Origin of the sequence: Rhodococcus sp. HNM0563 (genome assembly GCF_012726195.1) — a bacterium.
GTDB lineage: Bacteria > Actinomycetota > Actinomycetes > Mycobacteriales > Mycobacteriaceae > Rhodococcus.
In genome coordinates, this window is record NZ_JAASAF010000005.1 from 359864 (window position 1) to 374993 (window position 15130).

The following is a 15130-nucleotide window of genomic DNA, read 5'->3' on the forward strand; positions in this document are numbered from 1 at the left end:
GAACTCACAGGGTCAGCAACATCCGGGTGTTGCCGAGCGTGTTGGGCTTCACGTAGCTCAAGTCCAGGAATTCCGCGACGCCCGTATCGTACGACCGGCACATTTCTGCGAAAACCTCGGAGGTGACCGGCGTTCCGTCGATCTCCGCGAACCCGTGGCGTGCGAAGAACGAGACCTCGAAAGTGAGGACGAAAAGCCGTTCGAGTTCGAGTTCACGTGCGACCTCGATCAAGCGCGAGACGATGAGGTGCCCTGTGCCGCGTCCGGTGACTTGGGGGTCTACCGCGATGGTGCGAATCTCGCCGAGATCCGACCACAGAACGTGGAGAGCCCCGCACCCGACCAGTTTGCCTCCGAGTTCGGCGACCCAGAACTCCTGAACGGATTCGTACAAGGTCACGAGATTCTTCTCGAGCAGAATCTTCCCGGCGTAGATGTCGATCAGCTGTTTTATCCCCGGCACGTCGGAGGTTCGGGCGCGCCGCACGACAATCCGGTCGTTCGTGTCCTGTTCGTGGGCCGGTGAAGTCATGCGGTGAACAGTAGCGCGTGAGTGTACCGATATTGTGGGCGCATGAGCACGCCCCGCCAGTCCGTTGCCGCATCGGGCGGGAGCGGCGCCGCACCGGGACCGAATGCCGGTTCCGCGCACGACCCGGTCCCGCTGTGGAACATCGCCAACATACTCACGGTGCTGCGTATTGCACTGGTACCGGTGTTCCTCGTCTTCTTGTTCATCGGCGATGGACAGGAGACTCTCTGGCGGCTCGCGGCAGCAGGGGTCTTCGCGATCGCCGCGATCACCGACCGTATCGACGGGCAACTCGCCCGGAGGTTCGGGCTCGTCACGGACTTCGGCAAAATGGCCGATCCGATCGCGGACAAGGCGCTCATCGGGGCTGCCCTGGTCGGGCTGTCGCTGCTCGGAGATCTGTCGTGGTGGATAACCGGCATCATCGCCGTGCGCGAGCTCGGTATCACCGCATTGCGCTTCGCGGTACTACGGCACGCAGTGATACCTGCCAGCCGTGGCGGCAAACTCAAAACTCTGGTGCAGACCGTCGCAATCGGCGTGTATCTGCTTCCGCTGCCCGACGTCGTGGCACCGTTCGCTATGGCTTTGATCGTGCTGGCGGTAGCGCTCACGGTCGTCACCGGGCTCGATTACATCGTCCAGGCGGCGAGGCTGCGCGCCGGTGTACGTCGCGCCGAACAGGAGCACCTCAACGGTGAGCCCGCGTGACAGCGCGTCAGGCTCCGGCTGAGGACACTGCGACGCGAGCTGCCTGATGACGAAGCGAACTGGGATGTTCAGGTTTGCCCACCGGAAGGCAACGGCTACTCACGCGCTCGGGTTCCCCGGCGGCGATGTAATGTCTGTGCACCGCGGTATTCGAAGTCCGGTGGATGCCCGGGAACCTCGCGACCGTGTCGCGCGTTGTCGAGGTATAGGCACGACGGACGAAGGAGGATGCGATGGCGCTGTTGTTGCGTGAGGCACTCGGTGACAGCCTTCGGCGCACCCGTGTTTCGCAGAGCCGCACCCTGCGTGAAGTCTCCAGCAGCGCCAGGGTCAGTCTCGGTTATCTCTCGGAGGTCGAACGAGGGCGGAAGGAAGCGTCGAGCGAACTGCTCGCCGCGATCTGCGACGCACTCGACGTGCCCCTGTCCGACGTGCTTTTCGACGTCAGTGAGTCGCTTGCCGACCGGGCTCTGCAGCCTGCCGGCGCGGACGTGATGATGCCGGGTGGCTATGCGGGCCCGGACGCTGCGCACTCCGAGTCGGGTGTCGAAACGGTCGACGCAGCCCTGCTGAACTCGGACCCGCTGCTTGCCCAGGAGTCGCTCATCACGCAGGAGACTCGCGTGGTGATTCCAGCACCGGCGGCACGGGCGCTCGCCGCGGCATAACATGGATCGCGACCGTGTCGGCCACGCCGAATACGGACGATAGCGACACAGCGTGGGTCACCGTCCCGGGGGGTGGCTCGAGTCGCCAGGTGGGATCGCCGGATCGGTCGAGTCGAAGGTGACCGGCACGGCGAACCGGAACCGGTGCGCGAGGGTCGCGCACCGGGTCGCGTTCGGCGCGGCGTACAGATGGAGGCGGGATCACACCCATGGCTAATCCGTTCGTCAAGGGTTGGAAGTACCTCATGGCGCTCTTCAACTCCAAGATCGATGAGAAGGCCGATCCGAAGGTTCAGATTCAGCAGGCGATCGAGGACGCACAGCGTCAGCACCAGGCGCTGTCACAGCAGGCAGCATCGGTGATCGGCAACCAGCGCCAGCTGGAGATGAAGCTGAACCGGCAGCTGGACGAGGTCGAGAAGCTCAATGCGAGCGCTCGTCAAGCCGTGATGATGGCCGACCAGGCCAGCAACGCCGGCGACACGGAGAAGGCGATCCAGTACACGAATGCAGCCGAGGCCTTCGCCGCGCAGCTCGTCACCGCCGAACAGTCGGTCGAGGATCTGAAGGTCCTGCACGACCAGTCGCTGCAGGCCGCGGCTCAAGCCAAGAAGGCCGTCGAGCAGAATGCCATGGCGCTACAGCAGAAGGTGGCCGAGCGCACCAAGCTGCTGAGCCAGCTCGAGCAGGCGAAGATGCAAGAACGCGTCAGTGAATCGCTGCGGTCCATGGACTCGACGCTCTCCGCACCGGGCAGCACGCCCAGCCTGGATGCCGTGCGCGAGAAGATCGAGCAGCGCTACGCCACCGCACTCGGCTCGGCCGAGCTTGCCCAGAACTCGGTGCAGGGACGCATGCTCGAAGTGCAGCAGGCCACCGTTCAGATGGCCGGCCACAGCCGTCTCGAGCAGATCCGTGCTTCGATGAAGGGCGATGCACTGCCGGGCGGCGCACCGGCGAATCCCGCCGTCAACACTGCAAAGGAGCCTCCGAACGCTGCAGGCTCTGCAGGGTCCCAGTAGTCGCGCAACCTCCATCGAGCGAACTCGACAACCATGAGCACACCCGACGACGGCCGGACCGGAATGACTCCCGGTCCGGCCGTCGCCGCGCTCAGAGAGGTGACCGACGCTGCGGTGGACGTCGCCCGTCGATGGCGTGATCCGGCGGCGAAGCTCCGACGAAAGAAGCGCCGTGCACGGCGTCGTGCCGGATTCTTCGGTATGACCGCCGGAACGTGGGGGATCGGCACCGCAACTCTGGTCGCGGCGTCGGCGCCCGAGTGGACGGTCGTGGCTACCGGCGGTGCAACCGCTGTGTTCGCGGTGCCGGCGATCTTTGCGTTGCGTACCTTCCGTCGTCTCGACGCGGTTCCGCTCCCACCGGCCTCTCCAGCGCGCCGGTCCTTACCGCCGCCCGGATCGGTGGCCCGAGCTGCAATGCAGCGGCTGTCGAGTAACGAGCAGGGCCTCGAGCGACTACTCGCCGTCGTCTCCAAATCCGGTGCCGTGGCGGGTGACGACCTCGAGGAGATCGGAGAGGCCGCACGGTCGGCGTCGTCGGCGCTCGACAGCGTCGTCGAAGACATCGTGGCGCTCGAATCCGCTGCCCGAGCCAGCGAGGCGGCCGGCGTTCACCTGGGTCCCGCCATCACGGCGGCGGGGCAGCGGCTCGACTCGGGCGTCGATCAATACGAACAACTCGTCTCCGCTGCTGCGAAACTGGCCGCAGCGCCTGAAGGTACACGGTCGATGGCGTTCCTCGACCGGCAGCGGACCGAACTCATAGATGCGTCGGAACGGCTGGAGAGCTGGGCGCAGTCCTGGCGTGAGATCGAGCAGATCCAGGAACGCCACCGACACTGACCCGCTACTGCATCGGCGAGAGTCGGTCGTCGACCCTGTCAGTCGTCGACACCGCGTGCCGCGAGCGCCTCTCCCATCGCCTCTGCGGTCATGAGCGCGCCCACTACGATCGGCACGACCAGAGCCCGCAACGAGAAGCCCAGCCCTCGTGCCTTACGAGCCTCGGTGACACGTGCGACCATCGATCCCAACAGCGGGATGCAACGAATCGTCATCACGAGCACGAGACCGACCCGGTCCGGGTCCACTCCCACCCGTCGAAGGGGTCGTACAGCCGCAACGATCGCGTCGAGCATGTCCGTCATACGAGTGGTCAGTGTGATCAGCAGGGCCAGAGCAATCGCCAGAAACAGCGATCCACAGATGACTACGGCGCGTTCCCATCCAGCCACGATCACCTGGAAAACCGCGATGACCGCGAGCATCCACAGCAGCGGCCGCAATTGCGTTGCGGCGAGCCGTACCGGGATCCGGGCGAGGGCGTAGGCACCTGCCACGGCGACCGCACAGGGAAGGACCTGCCACGGCTGTCGGATCCACAGCGTCATGACGACGATCGTCAGTGACACGACAATGAGCTTGGCCCCTGCAGGAAGTCGGTGCAGCGGGGAGTGCCCAGGGTGGTGCAGGCCGACGATGCTCACCCGATGAGGTCCCGGTAGAACGTGATCGCCGGACCCGGTGCATCGTCGGCAACGATGCGTCCTGCATCGACGACGAGGACCCGATCGAAGTCGCCGAGCAGATCGAGTTGGTGGGTCACGACGATCAGCTGCTGTCGGAGGTTCGAGAAAGTCCGGGCGATCAGTTTGGTGTTGCGTAGGTCGAGGAGAGTGGTCGGTTCGTCCGCGACCAGGATCTGCGGGTCGGTGACCATGATCGCGGCGAGCGCGAGCAACTGTTTCTGTCCCCCGGACAGGAGGTGACTCGGGTGGTCATGATGCGCGGCGAGGCCGAAGTCGTCGAGCACCTGCCGGACTCGCTCGTTGCGCTCGGCCTTACCGAGGGAGCTACGGCGCAGGGAGAATGCAACGTCCTCTGCGACTGTCGGCATCACGATCTGGTGGTCCGGGTCGGTGAAGACGAATCCGACGCGTTTACGGACCTCGCGCCCCTTGCGGCCGGTGTCGAGTCCGTCGACGGTCACCGAACCGGAGGTGGGGACGACCAACCCGTTGATCATGCGTGCGAGTGTCGACTTGCCGCTGCCGTTCGCGCCGACGATGCCGATGCGGGGCTCGGTCAGGACGACGTTCACGTCGTCGAGGACCGCACGCTCACCGTAGGCGTGGCGGACCTGCTGGAAACGAATCTCGCTCATCGGGTGGTGCAGCGTTCAGTGTGCGGGGTCGGCGGTGGGCGTGTGTCTGATCGGGGACATGAGCAGGGCGGGATAGGCCCGATGCACCTGGGCGGCCACTGCGGCGGCCACTGCGGCCTTGAACAGATCGCCAGGAAGGAACGTGACGTTGGCTGCGAGCGCGGCCCACACGGTCAGATCGGTTCGCAACACCATGCCTGCGATTCCGAACACGTACAGCACCACAATGCCGCCGAGTACATTCGCCGCGATACCCGGGAGAACGCGATAGCGGGGAAGCATGCGAGCGCTGAGCCATCCGATCACCGCGACTGCCGGGATCCAGCCGAGCAGGAAGCCTGCCGTGGGGCCGGCAAGTGAGGTGAGTGTCGTCCGTCCCCCTGCGAGTACCGGAAGTGCAAGCCCGAGAAGGATCACGGTCGAGACCGACAGCATGCCCTTGCGTGCGCCGAGCAGTGCACCGGCGAGCATGACGCCGAGGGTCTGCAGGGTGATCGGGACGCCCGAGGAGCCGATCGTGATCTGCCCTGGCAGGCCGAGAGCGATGATGAGGGCGGCGAACACCGCGATCTGCGCCAGGTCGCGGGCGGGGGTAGGGCGGCTCGGGGACACGTTCACTCAGCTTCCGACAGTCGACTTCCGAATTGAGGACCAAACCCGTCGAGCGTAGGCGGGTACGGAGAGTTCCGCACCACCACCCTGGGTGAACGGCGACCCCGAGTGGTCCCCCCGGCTTCTGCGGGTATCCCCTGATCTTTCCCTGATCTATGCTCTGAGCTGGTGTTTTCTCGGCAGTGTCGTGTCAGGATCGTGTGAGTACGACACGGAACGTGCGCAGGCACGAGGCGGGAGAAGACGATGTTCTGGAAGATTGTCGGTGTAGTGGTGCTGGTATGGATCGGGCTTGCGGTGATCGGCGCAGTCTTCGACCACCTGTTCGGGATCCTGGTGCTGGGTGCGATCGCGTTCGGCGGTTACATGCTGTACAAGGCCATCTCCGGAGGGAATCGGCGCGACGACATCACGCGGGTCTGAGCGAGACCGCATAGTGGACGTATGGAACCTGTGCCGGAGGACTGGACGAGGGGAATCGTCGTCGTTGCTCATCCCGACGACATCGAGTACGGCGCGGCTGCGGCGGTGGCCCGGTGGACTCGGCAGGGCAAGGACCTCCGGTATGTCCTCGCTACCAGTGGGGAAGCCGGGATAGCGGGCTTGCCGCCCGCAGAGTGCGGTCCGCTCCGGGAGGAAGAGGAGCGGGCATCAGCGGCGATCGTCGGTGTCGAGTCCGTCGAGTTCCTCGGCCACCCCGACGGGCGTCTCGTTGCGGGACCCGACCTGCGGCGTGATGTGGCAGGAGCGATCAGGAGGCATCGGCCCGAGATGGTGGTGACCGCGAATTTCGGGCTCACGTGGTTCCCGGGCATGCTGAACAGCGCCGACCATCGTGCGTTGGGGTTGTGTGTGCTCGATGCCGTCTCCGACGCCGCCAACGAATGGATCTTTCCGGAACTCAGCGTGGAGCAAGGACTCGCGCCGTGGCCCGGAGTGCGGTGGGTAGCGGTCAATACCCCCGCCGCGTCGCACGCAGTCGATGTCACCGGCACTGTCGACGTGGCGGTGGAGTCACTCGCCGCGCATCGCCGGTACCTCGAGGCACTCTCCGACATCGACGTCGTCGAGCAGGCCCGAGCGCAGGTCGACATGGCGACAGGACCGTTGGCAGGGTTTCCGGCGACCCGCGCTGTCGGTTTCGACCTCTATACCTTCGCCGGATAGGCACCGGGCGTAGGGTCGGGCGCCCGCGCGCTCGAGATGATCACGCTCATGTGGCAGTCTGGGCCGATGCGAGTGGCGTTGGTGGCAGGGCCGGATGCGGGACACGCAATTCCCGCCATTGCGCTGGGTAAACGGTTCGTCGATGCGGGTCACGAAGCGGTGCTCTTCACCGGCCGGCGTTGGTTCGACATCGATGTGCCCGGCGTGACGGTGGCGCCGCTCGAAGGGCTGACTCCGAGGGCCGACGACGACGACGGCGATGCGGGTGCGAAGATCCACGCGCGGGCCGCGCACATCGCAACACTTCTGCTACCCGCTCTCAGCGCGCTTCTGCCTGATCTTGTCGTTTCCGACGTCATCACCGCGGGCGGCGGAATGGCCGCCGAGCGGCTCGGGATTCCGTGGGTCGAGCTGTCTCCGCATCCGCTCTACCGGCCGTCGCGCGGCCTGCCTCCGATCGGCAGTGGTCTCGAGCCCGGGGTGGGGCTCCGCGGACGGGCCCGTGACGCGGTGTTGCGCGGCCTCACGGCGCGATCCTTACGGCAGGGGGAGCGCGAACGTTCCGCCGCGCGCGTCGGGATCGGTCTACCTGCGCAGGACCCAGGACCGATCGCGAGACTCGTCGCGACCGTGCCTGCCCTTGAGGTACCGCGGCCGGATTGGCCGTCGAACGCCCACGTCGTGGGCCCGCTGCATTGGGAGCCGACCGCGACCGTTCTCGAACCTCCTCCGGGCGACGGACCTCTGGTGATGGTTGCTCCGTCGACGGCGACCACCGGAGTCGTCGGGATGCTGGACGCGGTGTGTGAGGGCCTGGATGGGCTCGGGATGCGCGTTGCGGCCACGATGCTCGAACCGCCGGAGAGTGTGCTCCCGGTATGGGCGGTCGCGGGGAGCGGACGTCAGGACGTTCTTCTGAGCGATGCCGATGTCGTTGTCTGTGGGGGCGGGCATGGAATGCTTGCCAAAGCCTTGAGCGCGGGGGTGCCCGCGGTGATCGTGCCGGGTGGAGGCGATCAGTGGGAACTCGCGAACCGGGCTGCGCGACAGGGGAGCGCGGTGGTGGTCCGGCCTCTCGACGCCGCGTCGGTCCGGATTGCGGTCACAGAAGTGCTGGCAGAGCCGCGGTTCGCGGAGGCGGCCAGGCGCGCCGCCGCGACAGCAAAGGACGTCGAGGACCCGGTCGCGGTGTGTGTGGGCGCAATTCGCTGATCGGATCGTCACTGCGGGCAATTCGGTTCGGCCGTTACGGTGGTGCCGTGCGATTGACAGAGTTCCATGAGATGGTCCGAGACGAATTCGGGCAGGTATACGGCGATGCCCTGTTACGGGACCACATTCTGCTCGAGCTGGATGGACGGACCGCGGAGCAAGCGATCGAGGCAGGTCAGGAACCTCGCGAGGTATGGCGGGCGCTGTGTGAGGAGTTCGGCGTGCCCGCCGCACGTCGTTGATCGAACACATTTGCATGCATTCGAACAAATGTTCCCCTATGCTGAGGATGTTCGATGGCGAAAGGCGTCCGTCCACAGGCGGCGATTTTCTCCACAGTTTCGGCGGGTCCGCGGTCATGGCAGCGAAAGATGTCGGTGCCCGGTTGTAGCGTCGTCGACAATCAGGACGGGACACGATGAAGGGGACCAAGATGGCAGCACAGGCACACGATCGCGAGAAGGCGCTCGAGCTTGCTCTGGCGCAGATCGACAAGAATTTCGGCAAGGGATCCGTGATGCGCCTGGGGGAGGATGCCCGTCCTCCCATTGCTGTGATCCCGACCGGGTCGATCGCACTCGACGTGGCGCTCGGTATCGGTGGCCTGCCTCGCGGCCGGGTGGTCGAGATCTACGGGCCGGAATCCTCGGGTAAGACCACGGTGGCCCTCCACGCTGTGGCCAACGCTCAGGCTGCAGGCGGCATCGCCGCGTTCATCGACGCGGAGCACGCCCTCGACCCGGAGTATGCGCGCAAGCTCGGTGTCGACACCGACGCCCTGCTCGTGTCGCAGCCCGACACCGGCGAGCAGGCCCTCGAGATCGCCGACATGCTGATCCGCTCCGGCGCGCTCGACATCCTCGTCATCGACTCGGTCGCAGCCCTCGTGCCCCGCGCCGAGATCGAAGGTGAAATGGGCGACAGCCACGTCGGCCTGCAGGCCCGACTGATGAGCCAGGCGCTGCGCAAGATGACGGGTGCGCTCAACAACTCGGGCACCACCGCGATCTTCATCAACCAGCTGCGAGAGAAGATCGGAGTCATGTTCGGCTGCTTCAACTACTCCACAAGGGTGCAGTTGGCCGACGGCACGACCGAGAAGATCGGCAAGATCGTCAATCAGAAGCTAGACGTCGAGGTCATGTCCTACGACGCCGACACCGACAAGATCGTGCCCCGCCGTATCGTCAACTGGTTCGACAACGGCCCGGCCGACCATTTCCTGCAGTTCACCGTCGAGAAGTCCGGTGGAAACGGTCGTTCCCAGTTCGCTGCGACGCCGAACCACCTCATTCGCACGCCCGGTGGTTGGTCGCACGCAGGCGACATCATCGCGGGCGACCGCGTTCTCGCGATGGAACCGCACCGTCTGAGCGATCAGCAGTTCGAGGTCGTTCTCGGATCGTTGATGGGCGACGGTAACCTGTCGCCGAACCGTCGAGACCGCAACGGTGTTCGCTTTCGGATGGGTCACGGTGCGAAGCAGCACGAGTACCTCGACTGGAAGTCCGGGCTGCTCGGCAACATCGGTCAGTCTGTGCGCACCAACGACAAGGGTGCCAAGTTCGTCGACTTCACTCCGTTGCCCGAGCTCGCCGAGCTTCAGCGCGCGGTCTATCTCGGCGACGGCAAGAAGTTCCTGTCAGAGGAGTACCTCAAGGCACTCACGCCGCTGTCGCTGGCCGTCTGGTACATGGACGACGGCTCCTTCAGCGTGCGCTCGAAGGGGCTGCAGCAACGGACCGCGGGTGGGAGCGGCCGCATCGAGATCTGCGTCGAGGCGTTCAGTGTAGGCTCCCGAGAACGAGTGCGAGACTACCTGCGCGACACTCACGGTCTCGACGTGAAGTTGCGCAGTGCGGGCGCCCGCGGAGTTGCGGTTCTCACGTTCACCACTGAAGCGAGCGCGAAGTTCCAGGAGATCGTGGCGCCGTACATGGCCCCGTCGATGGAATACAAGCTCCTGCCGCGGTTCCGCGGTCTCGGCACCGTGACGCCGCAGTTCGTCGACACCACGCAGCGTTTGGTTCCTGCTCGGGTGCTCGATGTCCACGTCAAGCCCGATACTCGTTCGATGCATCGTTTCGATATCGAGGTCGAGGGCAATCACAACTACTTCGTCGACGGCGTGATGGTGCACAATTCTCCTGAAACCACCACGGGTGGAAAGGCTTTGAAGTTCTATGCCTCCGTCCGGCTCGACGTTCGGCGCATCGAGACGCTCAAGGACGGCGGCGACGCGGTCGGCAACCGCACCCGCGTCAAGGTCGTCAAGAACAAGGTGTCGCCGCCGTTCAAGCAGGCCGAGTTCGACATCCTCTACGGGCAGGGCATCAGTAAGGAAGGCTCGCTGATCGACATGGGTGTCGATCAGGGCTTCATCCGAAAGTCCGGCTCCTGGTACACGTACGAAGGCGATCAGCTCGGTCAGGGCAAGGAGAACGCCCGCAAGTTCTTGCTCGAGAACACCGACATCCGCGACGAGATCGAGAAGAAGATCAAGGAGAAGTTGGGTATCGGTGCTGTGTTGACCGACCCTGAGGCGGAGGAAGCCGACTTCTAGCCGCCGAGCCGATGAGAAGGAGGCACGGATCGAGCGATCCGTGCCTCCCTTCCGATCCGACGTGGGGCGCCGTCGGGCAGCCGAGACAGTCCGGGCGGCCGCGACAATGCGGACAGACCCTGCGGAAGTCGATGCCGAAAAGTAGTGTCCTGTCGCGTGACCACACGACATTCAGCAAGGATCGCAGCTTTGGCCGGACTGAGCGCCGCAACGATTCTCGGTGTCACCGGAACTGCCGCCGCCGATCACACCGACTACATGATCGTCCCAGGCCACACTCACACCCTCGGTGAAGGCAACGACCCGTTGTGCGCCGGCCAGATCACCACGAGTATCCGATCTCCTCACGATCATCCCGGCGCCGCACTCGTATCGATGACCTTCGCGCCGTACCTCGGTACGGCAAGCGGAGGGAAGCCGACGTGCGCCGTGACCGCGTTGGTGAACTGGAACAACCTCGATACCGGCGCTTCGGGTTCGGTTCCGGAGTACATGGTGAACCATTCGAGGGGGCTCGCGCCGAGTCGTCAGGACGGCGGATACGTGGATATCTCCACGGGGCCGGGGCGAGTCCTGTTCTCCGTCGCCACCACGAGTCTGCACCATGTCGTCCCAGCGCCCCTCGAGGTGTTCGTTCCCTGAGCGCTTCACTGATCGTCTGGCAGCATCGGTGGGATGACGGTGCGTCCCATACGGTTGTGTGTCTTCGGTGATTCCTTCGTCGCGGGTGTCGGAGATCCCGCGTTTCGCGGTTGGGTGGGACGAGTCGCCGAGCTTGCGCTCCGCGAGTTGTCCGTCGACCTCACGGTCTACAATCTCGGTGTCCGGCGCGACACGTCCTCCGATGTGCGGGCACGTTGGCAGGGCGAAGCGCTCGCCCGGTTTCCCCGCGAGTGCGACAACCGGGTGATCGTGTTGTTCGGTGTGAACGACACGACTCTGCAGGACGGCGCACTTCGCGTCGAGCCCGCGGAGTCCGAATCCAATCTCGCCGCGATCCTCGATGATGCTGCGTCCCACGGGTGGCCCACACTCGTGGTCGGGCCACCACCGATTGCAGACGGACAGCAGAACACCCGTACAGCGGCCCTCGACGAGCGGCTGGCGGCGGTGTGTCAGGGGCGCACTGTGCCCTACCTCCGCACGTTCTCGCATCTCGCGGGCGCGACCTCGTGGATGAGAGAAGCAGAGCAGGGCGATGGTGCGCATCCGTCCGCGCAGGGCTACACCGACCTCGCCGAACTCGTGCGCGCGGACATCGCAGCGTGGCTCGGGACGCCGGCGGAATCGGTCGGTGGCCGCGTCTAGGGTTTTCAGCATGGACGATCCTGAAGATGTCGGACCATCCGAGAGCGACACGGCCACCGCACCGGGAGGTCGCGGGCGTCGGGCCCGCCCCGAACCGGGTGGTGGCACCGAAGCGCAGGCCAAGGACGTGTGCCTGAGGCTTCTCACCGATCGTGCTCGGAGTCGTGCCGAACTCGCCACCAAACTCGAACAGAAGGGCTTCACGGCTGAGATCGCCGAGCGCACTCTCGATCGTCTCACCGAGGTCGGGCTGATCGACGACGCCGACTTCGCCCACCAGTGGGTGCGCTCGCGGCATCTGTACTCGGGGAAGGGTAAGCGTGCGATAGCACTGGAGTTGCGCCGCAAGGGCATCGACCAGCAGGACGCGGCCGATGCCCTCGACGCGATCGACAGTGATTCAGAACGCGAACGGGCCGTGGAACTGGTCAGAAAGAAGCTCCGCACCCAGGCGCCGTTGCCTACGGAGGGCGACCGGCGTGAGATCGCGGCCGAGCGCGACAAGCTGGTTCGACGACTCGTCGGGATGCTTGCCCGTCGCGGCTACGCGCAGGGGATGGCGTTCGAGGTGGTCCGCGACGAACTCGGGGCTTTCGAAGCTGACGCGAACGAGCCACTCGACTGAACTTTCTGCTCGTCACCTCACCGAGGGGGACCGGTGATGTCCATCCCGGGTACTGCCGTCACGGGCACCGGGGCATCCGGCTCACCGTCGGTGGTCGAACCCCGGCGCCTGCTCGACCGCAACCGCTTCTCGAGCCACGTTGCGAAGCGGGTCAGGGCGCTGTTGAGGATGATCATGATTGCAGCCACCACCAGCAGCGACGGCAGGTAGTTCTGGAAGTAGGCACCGAGCTGCTGCCCCGACCGCACCACTTCGACATAGCCGATGAGGTAGCCGAGTGCGGAGTCCTTGAGCGCGATCACCATCTGCGACACGATCGCAGGCAGCATCACGGTCACCGCCTGCGGCAGGAGGATCAGCCGCATGGTCTGCCCCTTGCGCAGACCGATGGCCGACGCTGCTTCGGTTTGTCCCTTCGGGAGTGAATTGATGCCTGCGCGCACGATCTCGGCGATCACGGACCCGTTGTAGAGCGTCAGACCGGTCACGACTGCGGCGAGCGCAAGGTAGTCGGACTTGAACAGTCGATACTCCGCGAACACCTGGTACGCGAAGATCATCAGGATGAGGACGGGAATCGCGCGGAACAGCTCGACGATGAACCCGGACACCATCCGAATGGAACGGTGTTCCGACAGTCGGCCGATGCCCAGTATCGCCCCCAACGCCAAGGCCAGCACGATCGACAGGGCGGCGGCAATCAGCGTGCCCCGGATACCGGGGATCAGGTACGTCGTCCAACTCGACGACTCGAGGAACGGCTCCCACTTGGCTGCGGTGAGCTGGCCCTGGGAATCCAGTGCGCGGTACACGACGTATGCAATGACCACGAGAACGACCGCCACGACCACGGACAGCACCCGGTAGAGCGCGCGGGCCTTCGGGCCGGGAGCGTCGTAGAGAACAGTGCCTTCCGAACTCATCGCGCTACCTCGAATCGCTTGCTGAGCCAGCCGAACAGCAGGCCGGTGGGGAGGGTCAGGATCACGAAGCCCAGAGCGAAGATTCCACCGATGACGAAGATGGCTGCCTCGTTCTCGATCATCGTCTTCATCAGCAGCGACGCTTCGGCCACACCGATCACCGATGCGATGGTCGAGTTCTTGGTGAGGGCGATGAGCACGGAACCGAGCGGTGCGATGACTGCGCGGAATGCCTGCGGCAGCACGATGAAACGGAGATTCTGGCCGAACGTCAGACCCAGCGAGCGTCCGGCTTCGGACTGCCCGAGGTGGACGGTGTTGATGCCGGATCGCAGCGACTCGCACACGAAGGCGGCGGTGTAGACGGTCAACCCGAGGACCGCGAGACGGAAGTTGTTGTCCACCAGAAATGTCGGCGAGGACTGCGGTGCGAGATGGATCTGGAGGGTCTGTGACAGGCCGAACAGGCAGAAGATGATGATCAGGGTCAGCGGGGTATTGCGGAAGACCGTCACGTACGCGGTTCCGACTGCTCGGGCGACGGGGATCGGTGACACCCGCATGGCGGCGAGGATCGTGCCGAGGATCAGCGAACCGATCGCGGACAACACTGTCAGCTGGATTGTCGTCCAGAATGCTTCGAGCAGCTGACTGCCGTACTTGCTGAACAGATCCACAGGTCAACTCCGGGATCGACGGGACGGGACTGTGAGGGTGGAACCGGCCGGTCCGTGAACTCGTCACGAACCGGCCGGACGTACCTCGGGAGCAACGCCGGATCAGTACCGATCGACGGTCGGCGGCTCGGGCAACGGGTATCCGGACGCGCCGACGGTTGCCTCGAAGGCCTCCGCCCAGGCTCCGCTGTCGATCATCTCCTGGATCGCATCGTTGATAGCAGCGCGCGAAGCGTCGTCGCCCTTCGCCAGGCCGATGCCGTACCGCTCCTCGGTGAAAGGTTCACCGACCACCTTGAAGGAGCCGGGACTCTGGGCTGCATAGCCGGCGAGGATGATGTCGTCGGTGGTCACCGCGTCGACCGCACCGTTACGCAACGCCTCGACGCACGCGGAGTAGGTGTCGAACTCCTGCAGCTGCACATCTTGTGCATAGGTGTCCTTGACGTTCTGTGCCGGGGTCGACCCCGTCACAGAGCACAGACGCTTGCCGCCATTGAGCGATTCCGGACCGGTGATCTCGGTTTCGTCTGCGCGCACCAGCAGCGACTGGCCCGCGATGAAGTACGGACCGGCGAAATCGACCTTCTCTTTGCGGGAATCGGTGATCGAGTAGGTTGCGACGATGTAGTCGACCTCGCCGTTCTGGATCAGCGTCTCGCGCTGAGCCGACGGCGATTCCTTGAACTCGATGTTCTCCTCGGACACGCCGAGCTGCCCGGCCACATACTTGGCCACCTCGACATCGAAACCGCTGAAGGTGCCGTCGGGATTGCGCAGGCCGAGTCCGGGCTGATCGAACTTGATGCCCACCACCAGGTTTCCGTTCTCGGCAGAGGACGTGACACTGCGGGATTCGTCGCCACCGCACGCTGTTGCGGCGAGAGCGACGGCGATCGCGCCGATGCCCAGGCGGATCGAGCGAGACATTTTCATCGAGTACCTC

General features: G+C 65.0%; 19 protein-coding genes. 12 read left to right on the plus strand and 7 right to left on the minus strand.

All coding sequences use genetic code 11. The annotated features are described in order from the left end of the window. Nucleotides 1-4: 4 nt before the first annotated feature. Complete coding sequence (locus tag HCA61_RS13930; protein ID WP_206040028.1) at nt 5-532, minus strand: amino-acid N-acetyltransferase; 528 nt, start codon at nt 530-532, stop codon at nt 5-7. Nucleotides 533-574: 42 nt separating this feature from the next. Here HCA61_RS13930 and pgsA point away from each other — a divergent pair, with 42 nt between their 5' ends. From pgsA to HCA61_RS13950, 4 genes are all read left to right on the plus strand, one after another. Next, entirely contained in the window at nt 575-1243 is a 669-nt protein-coding gene (gene pgsA, locus HCA61_RS13935) for a CDP-diacylglycerol--glycerol-3-phosphate 3-phosphatidyltransferase (RefSeq protein ID WP_169688766.1), read from the plus strand. Between the two features lie 233 nt (nt 1244-1476). Continuing rightward, on the plus strand, nt 1477-1911 hold the full coding sequence (locus HCA61_RS13940; protein WP_169688767.1) for a helix-turn-helix transcriptional regulator: 435 nt from the start codon (nt 1477-1479) through the stop codon (nt 1909-1911). Between the two features lie 209 nt (nt 1912-2120). Beyond that, a complete protein-coding gene (locus tag HCA61_RS13945) occupies nt 2121-2933 on the plus strand; it encodes a PspA/IM30 family protein (protein ID WP_169688768.1) in 813 nt (270 codons plus the stop codon). A 33-nt stretch (nt 2934-2966) separates the two neighbouring features. After that, a complete protein-coding gene (locus tag HCA61_RS13950; RefSeq protein ID WP_169688769.1) occupies nt 2967-3776 on the plus strand; it encodes a hypothetical protein in 810 nt (269 codons plus the stop codon). A 38-nt stretch (nt 3777-3814) separates the two neighbouring features. Here HCA61_RS13950 and HCA61_RS13955 read toward each other — a convergent pair whose 3' ends face one another. From HCA61_RS13955 to HCA61_RS13965, 3 genes are read right to left on the minus strand one after another with little or no spacing between them, the layout of a single operon-like run. After that, the gene (locus HCA61_RS13955; protein ID WP_169688770.1) at nt 3815-4420 is read right to left on the minus strand and encodes an energy-coupling factor transporter transmembrane protein EcfT; all 606 of its coding nucleotides are present in this window, start codon (nt 4418-4420) and stop codon (nt 3815-3817) included. After that, nucleotides 4417-5097, minus strand: coding sequence for an ABC transporter ATP-binding protein (locus HCA61_RS13960; RefSeq protein ID WP_169688771.1), 681 nt, complete (start codon nt 5095-5097; stop codon nt 4417-4419). Before HCA61_RS13960 ends, HCA61_RS13955 begins: the two co-directional genes overlap by 4 nt. Nucleotides 5098-5112: 15 nt before the next feature. Then, complete coding sequence (locus tag HCA61_RS13965) at nt 5113-5709, minus strand: biotin transporter BioY (RefSeq protein WP_169688920.1); 597 nt, start codon at nt 5707-5709, stop codon at nt 5113-5115. A 246-nt stretch (nt 5710-5955) separates the two neighbouring features. On the opposite strand from HCA61_RS13965, the gene HCA61_RS13970 reads away from it, so the two are divergent. The 8 genes from HCA61_RS13970 (at nt 5956) to recX (ending at nt 12584) form a co-directional block, all read left to right on the plus strand. Then, nucleotides 5956-6132: a hypothetical protein gene (locus tag HCA61_RS13970; RefSeq protein ID WP_169688772.1), complete on the plus strand. Its 177-nt coding sequence runs from the start codon at nt 5956-5958 to the stop codon at nt 6130-6132. Nucleotides 6133-6153: 21 nt separating this feature from the next. After that, on the plus strand, nt 6154-6876 hold the full coding sequence (locus HCA61_RS13975) for a PIG-L deacetylase family protein (protein ID WP_169688773.1): 723 nt from the start codon (nt 6154-6156) through the stop codon (nt 6874-6876). A 66-nt stretch (nt 6877-6942) separates the two neighbouring features. After that, on the plus strand, nt 6943-8088 hold the full coding sequence (locus HCA61_RS13980; protein ID WP_206040112.1) for a nucleotide disphospho-sugar-binding domain-containing protein: 1146 nt from the start codon (nt 6943-6945) through the stop codon (nt 8086-8088). A gap of 47 nt (nt 8089-8135) precedes the next feature. Then, nucleotides 8136-8330 (plus strand): DUF3046 domain-containing protein, encoded by a 195-nt coding sequence (locus tag HCA61_RS13985; protein ID WP_169688775.1) that lies wholly within the window; start codon nt 8136-8138, stop codon nt 8328-8330. 191 nt (nt 8331-8521) lie between these two features. After that, complete coding sequence (gene recA / locus HCA61_RS13990) at nt 8522-10651, plus strand: intein-containing recombinase RecA (protein ID WP_169688776.1); 2130 nt, start codon at nt 8522-8524, stop codon at nt 10649-10651. Nucleotides 10652-10807: 156 nt separating this feature from the next. Then, entirely contained in the window at nt 10808-11293 is a 486-nt protein-coding gene (locus tag HCA61_RS13995; protein WP_169688777.1) for a hypothetical protein, read from the plus strand. A gap of 33 nt (nt 11294-11326) precedes the next feature. Further along, nucleotides 11327-11959 carry a GDSL-type esterase/lipase family protein gene (locus HCA61_RS14000; RefSeq protein WP_169688778.1) on the plus strand — a complete coding sequence of 211 codons (633 nt, stop codon included), beginning with the start codon at nt 11327-11329 and terminating at the stop codon, nt 11957-11959. A 10-nt stretch (nt 11960-11969) separates the two neighbouring features. Further along, on the plus strand, nt 11970-12584 hold the full coding sequence (gene recX, locus HCA61_RS14005; RefSeq protein WP_169688779.1) for a recombination regulator RecX: 615 nt from the start codon (nt 11970-11972) through the stop codon (nt 12582-12584). A gap of 17 nt (nt 12585-12601) precedes the next feature. Here recX and HCA61_RS14010 read toward each other — a convergent pair whose 3' ends face one another. From HCA61_RS14010 to HCA61_RS14020, 3 genes are all read right to left on the minus strand, one after another. After that, nucleotides 12602-13507, minus strand: a complete 906-nt coding sequence (locus HCA61_RS14010) for an amino acid ABC transporter permease (protein ID WP_169688780.1) — start codon at nt 13505-13507, stop codon at nt 12602-12604. Continuing rightward, nucleotides 13504-14184, minus strand: a complete 681-nt coding sequence (locus tag HCA61_RS14015; RefSeq protein ID WP_169688781.1) for an amino acid ABC transporter permease — start codon at nt 14182-14184, stop codon at nt 13504-13506. The genes HCA61_RS14010 and HCA61_RS14015 overlap by 4 nt, the downstream gene beginning before the upstream one ends. A 102-nt stretch (nt 14185-14286) precedes the next feature. Beyond that, nucleotides 14287-15120: a glutamate ABC transporter substrate-binding protein gene (locus tag HCA61_RS14020; RefSeq protein ID WP_169688782.1), complete on the minus strand. Its 834-nt coding sequence runs from the start codon at nt 15118-15120 to the stop codon at nt 14287-14289. Between the last annotated feature and the right edge of the window lie 10 nt (nt 15121-15130).